The sequence below is a fragment of the Rhodococcus sp. EPR-157 genome (assembly GCF_001647195.1).
Taxonomy (GTDB): Bacteria; Actinomycetota; Actinomycetes; order Mycobacteriales; family Mycobacteriaceae; genus Rhodococcoides.
This window is the reverse complement of the sequence record NZ_LVCV01000630.1, coordinates 1-1,952: the sequence shown is the minus strand read 5'-3', so window position 1 is coordinate 1,952 and position 1,952 is coordinate 1. Positions and strand designations below refer to the sequence as shown.

At 64.6% G+C, this 1,952-nt stretch carries 1 protein-coding gene; it reads right to left on the bottom strand.

Annotation, left to right across the window (positions count from 1 at the left end; translation table 11 throughout):
• Window positions 1–1,952, bottom strand: a 1,952-nt coding sequence (locus A2J03_RS26790; RefSeq protein ID WP_156520609.1) for a condensation domain-containing protein, incomplete at both ends; no start/stop codon positions are given.

The following is a 1,952-nucleotide window of genomic DNA, read 5'->3' as shown; positions in this document are numbered from 1 at the left end:
TGGTCGCCGACGGGTCCGGCGGAGTACGCATCGAGTTCGAGTGTGTCCAGGTCGAGAACCGGGACGCTCGACCCGACCGCTGCGTCTCGACCCGACCAGGTCAGCACGACAGTCGGTCCCGAGTCGCCGAGCACGTAGTCGATTCGCTCCTGCGGATACGACGGGTCGATCGGCACGTACCCTGCGCCCGATGCGACGACGGCGAGAACAGCGACCACGAGATCGACGGACCGTGGCAGCATGACCGCGACGACGGCTTCCGGTCCCACGCCGTGAGCGATCAATGCCCGCGCGAGCCTGTTGGCCCGCTGCGCCAGTTCTTCGTAGCTCAGTCGCACGTCTTCGAACACGAGTGCCTGCGCCGCAGGCGATGCCGCTACCGTGTCGTCGAATCGGGCGGCCAGGGTCCGATCGACAGGTGGAGCGACCGGCACCTGATCTGCGCCGGACCACCGCTGCAGTACCAACTCTCGCTCGCCCGGACCGAACACGTCCACGTCGGCCACAGCAGCGTCCGGGTTCGCGAGAACCCCGTGCAGCACGCGGACGAATCGATCGGCGAATACCACGACTGTCTCGCGATCGAACAGATCCTGGGCGAAAGCGATCTGCACCGAGAGTTCTCGATCGGAGTCGGTCCCGCCTGCCTCGAACAGGGTCACTTGCAGGTCGAACTTGGCAACCTCGAAGTCGATGTCGACCGGCGAGACCTTCAGCTCCGGGAGTTCGACAGCACGCCGCTCCATGTTCTGGAAGGCCAACATCACCTGGAAGAGTGGGTGTCGGGCCTGCGACCGCTCAGGATCCACTGCGTCGACGACGCGCTCGAACGGAATGTCCGCGTGGGCGAACGCTTCGAGATCGATCTCGCGCGTCGCGGCGAGGAGGGTGGCGGAGTTCGCCCCGAGATCGAGTTCGGTCCGAAGCACCAAGGTGTTGACGAACATCCCGATGACGTCGTCGAGAGAGGCTTCACCCCGGCCCGCGACGGGCGTACCGATCGCGATGTCGTGCGTTCCGGACAGTCGGGCGAGCACAACCGCAAGAACGGTGTGGACCGCCATGAACAGCGACGAATTATGTTCACGGGCAAGGACATCGAGGGCCTCGACGCTCGCGCCATCGATGACGGTGGTCACGGTGCCACCGATGTTGGTCGACACCGCTGGACGGGGGCGATCCTGCGGTAGCGAAATTTCGGGTGCAAGCCCGGAGAGCTTGTCGGTCCAATAGGACAGCTGCGCCGCGGCGAGAGACTCGGGATCGGACTCGAGGCCCAGTGAAGCACGTTGCCACAGAGCGTAATCGGCGTATTGCACCGGGAGCGGTGACCAGTTCGGGGACTGACCCGACGCCCGCGCGACATAGGCCGAGACGATGTCGCGGGCAAGTGGGCCCATCGAATAGCCGTCGGAACCGATGTGGTGGACGACCATGGCGAGCACGTGGTCGTTCTCGCCCAGAACGTACAACTCCGCGCGCACAGGAATTTCGTTCGCGACGTCGAATCCACGCCCGAAGAGATCACGTAGACGCATCTCGATGTCCGACTCGGATACCGCCGCGGGCTTCAGGTGCAGTCCGGTCGAAGGCCTGATGTCCTGCCTGGCATGTCCGTCGACCGCCGGATAGACGGTGCGCAGTGATTCGTGCCGGTCGATCACGTCGTCAACTGCAGCACTCAGGGCCAGGACGTCGAGTTCGCCCTGTAGCCGAATCGCGACCGGGAGGTTGTAGGCAGCCGAGTTCGTATCGAGCTGATTGAGGAACCACATGCGCTGCTGCGCGAGCGACAACGGAATCTGTTCCGGTCGAACCTGTTTCGTGAGCTGCGCACGCCTGCCGCTGCCGACCGAACTTTCGATCCGCTCGGCGAGAGCCGCAACTCCGGCCGCTTCGAACAACAAGCGAACCGGCACACGGGAGTCGAGTGCGTCACCGAGTCTGGCGAC